The 7201-nt window shown below is 57.8% G+C and carries 4 protein-coding genes and 1 pseudogene; 1 reads left to right on the forward strand and 4 read right to left on the reverse strand.

Features of this window, described 5'->3' with window-relative positions:
* Positions 1-379: 379 nt before the first annotated feature.
* A pseudogene (locus I5W_RS29635) lies at positions 380-604 on the reverse strand (alpha-hydroxy-acid oxidizing protein); the annotation flags it as partial.
* Between the two features lie 212 nt (positions 605-816).
* On the opposite strand from I5W_RS29635, the gene I5W_RS08990 reads away from it, so the two are divergent.
* Entirely contained in the window at positions 817-1530 is a 714-nt protein-coding gene (locus I5W_RS08990) for a FadR/GntR family transcriptional regulator (protein WP_044528966.1), read from the forward strand.
* Between the two features lie 42 nt (positions 1531-1572).
* Here I5W_RS08990 and I5W_RS08995 read toward each other — a convergent pair whose 3' ends face one another.
* The 3 genes from I5W_RS08995 to I5W_RS09005 all read right to left on the reverse strand — a co-directional run.
* On the reverse strand, positions 1573-3132 hold the full coding sequence (locus I5W_RS08995) for an SEL1-like repeat protein (RefSeq protein ID WP_148289070.1): 1560 nt from the start codon (positions 3130-3132) through the stop codon (positions 1573-1575).
* A 98-nt stretch (positions 3133-3230) separates the two neighbouring features.
* Positions 3231-5153 (reverse strand): phospholipase D-like domain-containing protein, encoded by a 1923-nt coding sequence (locus I5W_RS09000; RefSeq protein WP_044528968.1) that lies wholly within the window; start codon positions 5151-5153, stop codon positions 3231-3233.
* Between the two features lie 29 nt (positions 5154-5182).
* Positions 5183-7201, reverse strand: a 2019-nt coding sequence (locus I5W_RS09005; RefSeq protein WP_044528969.1) for a type VI secretion system Vgr family protein, incomplete at its 5' end; no start/stop codon positions are given.

The raw sequence follows: 7201 nt of genomic DNA on the forward strand, positions 1-7201 counted from the left end.
CGATATTGCAGGCCTCCTTGCAGGACCCCTGCCGCATCCTTATTAGTCAGCGTTGGTCTAAGCGCTTCGATTAGGGGATTCCCGAGTTGGTCCGGATGGACATCTTTCGATTGATAACAGGCTATGCTCATGATTACCATGTCTCCAGAACATCAGCCACGTCATGATTAACGTCGTGCTTTTCAGCCTTCTCATCTGAAGTAGCTACGGCGTCCCCAACGCCAGCGTTGACTGCTGGCGTATCAACGGCATGGGCTCCATCTCCATCAGGTGCTTGACCGGTTTTTTCGTATTCGGCTTCAGCCGCACGCGTCTTATGAATGTCCTTCTTGCGAGCTGCCTTGGACGTAGATTTTTCACTGACGCAGGAATAAGTAGCCAGCTTGCGTGCCTGGCGGCGCACCGAGACATCCACCAGGGTGCGCGGCAGAAAGCCGATGTGGCTGAATACCTCGCGGTTGCGACGCAGGCTGATTTCTTCTTCGGCGCCGCCTTCGACATATTCGAAACAGAAATTGGGAACTCGCTTGCGCGCGATGGCGCGCAGTTCCTCGATGCTCTGGGCGCGTTGCAGGTCCGGCCCGGTGTATAGACGACGTTCCAATTCGGCTCTCCCGATTGCACTTCGTTGATGTCAGCGGCTTGGCCTCTGACTTGCTCGGCAGTGTATAAATTGGTCAAGCCAAAAGCAAATAATTTTTATAAATGTAAATTGGTAAGGCCGAAATGATGTCCGCGCCTGTGAGACAATCGCCAAAAACCCTGACAAACTGTTCCAAGGGCCAGCTTGTCGGCTTCTCCAGATTAGTTAACACGATGTCCAGCCAGAAATCGCCCGACTCCCGTCGCCTGTACCTCCAGATTGCGGACCGCCTGCGGACCGTGATGTATCAGCCTGGCTTTACCAGCCAAGGCCGCTTGCCGCCTGAGCGTGCGCTGGCCGAACAATTGGGCGTGTCGCGGCCCTCGATCCGGGAAGCCTTGGTCGCCCTGGAGCTTGAGGGAAGGGTGGAGATCCGCATGGGATCGGGGGTCTACCTGACGCAGACAGTGCCGCCGGAGCTGCACAAGGAGGATGCGGCAGTCGAGGAAATGGGGAACAGCCTGAGCGACATCATGGGAGCGCGGGCCATTTTCGAGGGCGCGATTGTCGCCCTGGTTGCGCCGCTGGCCAAGCCCAGGGATGTCAAGGCGCTGCGCGCGATCTACGACACCATGGAGTGCGAATGCCAGGCAGGCAGGAGCCCTGCCCACGCTGACCGCGAATTCCACATTCGTATCGCCCAGATGACCCATAACGAGGTACTGGTGCAGACGGTGGCCCGGCTTTACGACGAACGTCAGGATCCGATCTCGGCCAAGCTATTGGATCATTACGAACCGGAAGATAGCTGGTTCACGGCGCTGCACGAGCATCGCGAGATTCTGGAAGCCATCGAGGCCCGCGATGCCATCCAGGCGCAGGCAGCGATGCAGCGACATCTGAAGTTGTCGCTCAAGCGCACCATGACGCGCAAGCAATTGAGCTGAACCGGGTTGCCCCATCCGGGTGGCAGAAAAGAAGTGCCAAGGTCACGAGCGATTGCCTGCGGTGTCGGCGGGAATAAAGTTACGAATCGTGATGTCTTTGCGGCCTGACGGCAGGGGCTGGTTGGCCTGGTCCAGCCATTGCCATTGGATATCCTTTGGTGAGATGTCGAGTCCGCGATCACGCGGATCGGGGAAGGCTTGACCTTCTTCGACGTAGGCCTGCCGTGTCCATTGGTTGAAGACCTTTGCCAAGGGATGGGCCGGATCAATGCTGCCGTGCCATATGCCTGTAGCGGGCGCGGGGAGTAGCCCTGTTGAACGCAGATCGCGGGATGGAACAGGTACTTCGCGCAGCACGCCTTGCGGAACGCGCCAGTCGGGTCGGTGTTTTGCAGCGGCATCTTGGGGAACTGGTGTTCCGAGATAGTGAAAGCGTAAGACGCCATCGCTGGCGTCCAGTCCGACACGGCTGGGTTCGAAGCTTTCTCCCCGCTCGTAACGCATGGGGATCTGCGCCGCATTCCAAGCGACCAAGCGAGGCTCGTGCGGATCACGGAGTTGAGCGATCCAGTATCCGCTGATGGTGGCATCGGTGTGTTCATGCTGGATCAGATGGCCGCCTTGTGGTTTCTCCGGAAGGACGAGGCCGTCGGGGATATGAGCGCGGCCTTGGCGCAGTGATGCGGGAGAAGGTTTGCCGATGTCTGATGAAACTACCTTGACGGGTTTGGCGCCATCGATCAGGGATTGCTTGTCGCCGTCCCAGTAGGGAAGAATGGCGGGAGGCAGGGGGAGCACCTTGTCGAGGTTGGGGAGGCGGAGGTCGGGGTTGAGGTGGAGCATGTCGGCAATGGCGGCGTATCTTTCTGCACGATCTTTATCCAGAAATTTATTGACCAGTTTTCGTCCATCATCAAATTCCACGAACAGCTTGTTAGCACTTTTTTCGCTGCCAAACTTGACACCATCATGAAGAATAAGTAGTGCACGTTCATACTGCTTATGGAAGCTTAACTCGTGACCTAACAGATATGCAGCATTTCCATTTTCCTGCTTGTAACCACATTCCATCATCTTTAAGGCCATACCTCTGTTTCCCCAGAAGGCTCCTTTGGGATCATCGTATGAGGCGTTGAGTTTATCGCCAAGGTAAGCCAATGCATCAGAATTCCCCATGCTGGCGGCACGCCACCAGAAAGCGTATGCTCGGGTTGCTTCTTGCTTAACACCAGTTCCATTCATGTGATACGTTCCCATCAGGTCAAAAGCCTTTGGGACGCCTAGTAGCATGGCCTTTTCCACCATTTGTACGGCGCGCTCACTGCTGCGCTCAACGCCGGCTCCTCGCAGATGAAGAGTGGCAAGGTTCAGCATCGCGCGCCAGTGATTTTTTTCAGCAGCTTTCGTCCAGAGAATGGCTGCTTTTTCGTAGTCTCGATCGTCGGGCCAGAGATCGTAACTGGTAACGGCTAATCCTTCTCTGAACCATTGCTCAGCCTCGTGGTTGTCTTGTGGCTCCAGGTTCCTTTCGTACTGGCAGTTAAATTCTGTTTGATGCGGATCAAAAGCAATTAATTTCATATTGCGTGGGAGATTTTGCATGATGCATCCAGACATAAACGTCGTTGAGATAACGACGAAAAACAGGAATGGAAAAAAAGCTCTTTTTGGCCTATTCAAGTGCATGGATAGTCCATTTTTTAAGCCAGCCTTAGACTGGACGTTCGGTCGTCAAAAAATGGAATAAGAAACCCTTGTGGCGCTGACTGTGCGTTCTTCTCTCGACGATTGTCATCTAGCAGCGCTTCCCACTTCCTAAATGTGCTGGAAATTTCAGATGCGCTTCCACTGCCTCCGTTACACCCTTCGGCATTAGCTGAATGCATGGAGAACACCTCTCTCCGTAATTTCTCGCTCAACAGCGGGTTATCACATCCAATATTGATCTCAGCATCCACCGCCATACTGCGCAAATTGAGATTGGCACTGCCCAGCGTAAAGAAGGCATCGTCAATGATCATCAATTTGCTGTGGATGTAGATCTCCCGATATTTCTCGCCCTTGCTGTCCCCGGCATGATCGTAGGTCCACAGACTGGCCACCAGCGTCTTGATGCCCAGTGCTTCCAGCTCCTCGGCGATCTCGGCATTGCCCCTGGGCTCGATAACGGCGCCATGCGGTTTGGGCATTCGCACTAACTCTGGCGGGGCGCTGTTATTCCTCTGTTTGAGCGCATACCTTGCTATTTCCTTCTGCTGCCGCTGACGAATCAGTTCCCCCTCTTCGAATGTCTTGTCCTGATTGGGCATCGAACTGCCATGCCCGAGCAGCTTGATCGTGTCATGCGTGGCCGCTACCATCTGGATGCGTTCAGGGGTGGGGATGACGATGAAGACATGCAGATTGGGCAGCGTCTTCAATGGCCGCCCCGCCTCCTTCCACGCAGCGATGAAGTTGTGGCGCATTTGCTTGAGATACCGCGCCCATTCGGTGTACTGGAAATACTGGTTCTCGATGTAGATGTAGTTGGAAGCGAAGCTGGTCGCCTGGCGGTACAGCCGCTGGATGGTCTTGTCGCCTTCCTCCGGTTGAGTGCGCACGATCTGCGCACGGTGAGCAGCTTTGCCTGCGCGGACCTTGAGGCCGGCCGGCGGCGAACGCAGGTCGTGCACACGCTCGATTTTCTGAGCAGCAGGAGCGACCCGATTCCATGCATCGACGAAATTCTTGCTCACGCTGATGAGGGCCTCGCCGCAAATGCGGCAGGCATAATCCTGTAAAGGCTTCAGTCCTGGCAGATCGCCTCCGCCGCCTTCCCACGACTCACCACGGCGAGGATCGTGAAACAGATGCTTCTTGGTATCCCAGTAATCGGTGACACTGTTCAATCCCATTACGTAACCAACCGCATGTTCGCCGTTTGCATGGTCGTAGTCGATGAGTATCGTTTTTTGATGCGCAGTCGAAGCATCCATGAGGGAAGTAAATTCCATCTGCGGCAGGATCTTCATCTTCTCCTGCGCAATACTCTGTCCGACCTTGTCGGAATTGGCCGCGCGAACCTTGAAGATGAGATGAGGGTGCGTACCATGGGTAGCTTCAAAGAACCACAACGCATTGAAATAGCTGCGTCGCTCCTGCGGCGTGAGGCCAGCTTCGTGCGGCTTGCCGGAGAGGCGCTCATGATGCCGGATGCGTTTGACCTGATCGGCATCGAGCGTACCGTAGCCTGGCGTATTCTTTGCGATGGCAGAGAGCATCCCCTCGTGCCAGCACAGCACCCGTACTTCGACTGGTTTGCCGTTGTTGTACTTGCCGGCCGCAACCTCCCTGAGCAAATCCCCCCAGGTCGGCCCGCGAGGCCAGGTATGGCCATTGCGTTCCAGTTCCATGGCCGGATCGAAACCCCAGCAGATGATCTCCACACTATGCCGCGCCTGGCGGATGTCTTGCAGGATGCGGGCAAAGCCTTCTTCGCCGCAGATCAATACTTCAAGCTGGTTGGCGTGATAGATCGGAGAGTTGCTGTCTTCTGCGCGCTCCAGCAGCCATTGTGCGGTTGCGGTCGCACTGCGTTTGCTCAGGTCGATAGGGACGCTGCCTGGGTGATAAGTCTGGGGCATGATAGGTGTCCTGAAAGAAGTAAAAGGGTTCAGGCGCCGGCATGGCGCAGCCGGCTCTCGGCGTCTTTTTCGATGCTGCGATAGCCGGATGCCGCCAGTTGTTCATCGAGCGCACTGATGTGTTCATGGACCGGCAAGTCGAAGCAGTAGCCATTGGGGAGCTTGATGGAGTACCCCTTGTCCCCCGGCTGATGGTCTTCGATCAGTAATTGCCCGGCAGCGTCAGTGACGCCCACGGCGATCTGTGCACCCTGCTTGAGGAGCGTGTAGGGTTGATGTGCCAGCAGCCTTCCGTCGCGTGCGTGGCTGCGCAGGCGGACCAGCAGACTGGCGCTCTGCTGCAATTGTTCATAGGTCAGCGGAGGAGGGATGTCGGGTGGCGGACAATTGGCCGGACCCAGGATATTGTGCTCGGCGGCCTGCTGTCGCCATTGTCCGCTGGTGCCGTGTTCGATCTGGCTGGCATTCCAGCGGCTGAAGCTGCCGCCGCCGGTGATCTCCGTGTTCTCGCGTGATCGGATGCTGATCTTGGGTGCCTGCAGGATGATCTCTTCGCTGGCCTCCAGCAGAATGCGCCGCGCCGCAGAGAGGTCGATATGCTCTTCGTGGGCCTGTACCTTGATGCTGCCTTTGCCACTGATCAGTTTCAGGTGCTTGGCCGCAAAGGCCACAAACATCTCGCCGGCCCGCATCAGGAGGCTGCGGCCTGTGCTGACTTGGGTATTGGTCTGGCTGACCATGTCGATGTGTTGTGCTGCGCCCAACACCATGGTGTCCTGGCTCGTGATGCTCACGCCCGCCGGTGCGTCTACGGCGATCATGGGCGTCTCGGTGTGCACTGCTTCGTTGCTAGGATCGCTCGCATCCCAGGCCTGCAGTTGGGTTCTGATGCGCTCCAGCTGGGCCAGATCGGTCGCCTCGGCGTGATGCCTGACAGCATCCTGGCTCAGGCGCTGCGCCAGCTCTTGCAGATCGCGCAGTGTCTCCAGCAGGACGGCACGCTCGAGGATGCGGCCGCGTCCCCGGTCCTGGCGGTGCGCCGTGATCAGGACGCCCTTGCCGGCACGCAGCACGCCGTGTCCATCGGTTCTGGTTTCCACGCCCTCGCCACGATCACTGCCTTGGCCGTCGTAGCGTGGTTCGGTCAGATAGCCCAGGTTGATCTGGCTGTGCTGGTGTTCACTGGCCAATTGCGTGCTGATCTGGCCGGGGGTGTCATCCAGGCGTAACTGGTTGTAGCGCGCGCCATCGACCTCCTTGGACTTGATGCCGGACAGGAAGCGGTTGCCCGGCAAACCGCCAGCGTGGCTGAAGCGCGCCGGGAGGTTGAGGCCGTTGTGCAGGACCCCGGCGACGAACATCTTGTCCGGATCGCCACCGAGAAAATCGATCAGGACTTCCATGCCGACCCGGGGCACGGCATCGTGTCCATAGCCTGCCCCGGCCCAGGCGCTCGATACGCGCACGAAGGCGCTGTCCTGATCATGGCCGCTGGTGCCCGCACCTTGGGCATGGGCGTGGTCTTCCGCTTGCAGGCCCTGCAACTGCACCTTGATGCGTCCCAATGCATCGCAGTACACCTCTTCCTGTGCCGGCCCCACCACCAGCGCCGTGATTGGATGCACGGCAGGCAGATGTCGGCGTGGGTCGTAATGCGGGCTCAGCGAGGCAGTGCGCCGCACGCAGGTGAGGTGGTTGTGATAGCGCAGATCGCTTGCGCCTTGCGGTGCTCCGGCTTGCCACTGGAGTTCCGGCAAGAGTCGTTGGATGGGGTCCTGCAAGACCTTGGGGAAATTGTTTTCGGCGCGCTGCTGCAGCGAGGTGACGATGAATTCGCGCTGCGAGGCATTCCGGTAGCGCATATCGGGGTGCCGTTCCAGAACGAACCAGTGTCCTACCGCCAGATCGCGCACACTGCCACTGGCCTGGAAGGATTCGCAACGGCCTTCGTGCGCCGACATGCGTGCATCGGCCAGGCGTACCTGGTCCAGCAGGTTCTCTGCCACATGGGGTGCCTCGATGAAGCGATCGGTGATGGCCAATCCGAG

This window comes from Herbaspirillum sp. B65 (assembly GCF_000333555.1).
Lineage (GTDB): Bacteria > Pseudomonadota > Gammaproteobacteria > Burkholderiales > Burkholderiaceae_D > Herbaspirillum > Herbaspirillum rubrisubalbicans.